Below are 722 nucleotides of genomic sequence, written 5' to 3' on the forward strand. Positions count from 1 at the left end.
CCCGTTCTCTCCGCAACACTGCCAAACAACGAACGCATACAAATTGTTATGCCTCCAGCAGTTGCAGCCAATACCATTAGCATGACCATTCGTAAACCTTCATCACGCACTTTTTCTCTTGAAAGTTTACATGAAAACAATCTGTTTTCTGTTGCCCAAAACACCAGTTTCACACCCACGCAACAAATGACAGAACGGTTATCCGAACTCTCTGATACAGACAAAGAGCTAACAGATCTCTTTATCGCCAAAGACTTTTGCACCTTTTTAGAAAGAGCCGTTATTACACAACAAAATATCTTAATATCGGGCAAAACCGGTTCTGGTAAAACAACCCTCTCCAAAGCTTTGATTGCAAAAATCCCTGACTATGAACGAATTCTCACCATTGAAGACACGCCAGAACTTGTCGTTCCGCACGCCAACAAAGTGCAGCTCTTTTATTCAAAAGATAACCAAGGCTTAGCAAAAGCAGGCGCAAAAGAACTGCTTGAATCTGGCTTACGCATGCGCCCCGACAGAATCCTTCTACAAGAGCTGCGTGATGGTACAGCCTTTTACTACATCCGTAATGTCAACTCTGGTCACCCCGGCTCCATTACCACCGTCCACGCCTCAACAGCCCTTGCAGCCTTTGAACAAATGACCCTTTTAGTCAAAGAAAGTGACGGTGGTGGTAATTTAGCACGCGATGATATCCGCGGCTTATTAATCTCGATGAT

Annotated in this window: 1 protein-coding gene; it reads left to right on the plus strand. The window is 44.5% G+C overall.

Annotated features, from left to right (window positions below):
• On the plus strand, positions 1-722 hold a 722-nt coding region (gene virB11 / locus ACFIMI_RS09730; protein WP_375692539.1), incomplete at both ends, for a P-type DNA transfer ATPase VirB11.

Source organism: Bartonella sp. AP4SXKL, assembly GCF_042195845.1.
Lineage (GTDB): Bacteria > Pseudomonadota > Alphaproteobacteria > Rhizobiales > Rhizobiaceae > Bartonella.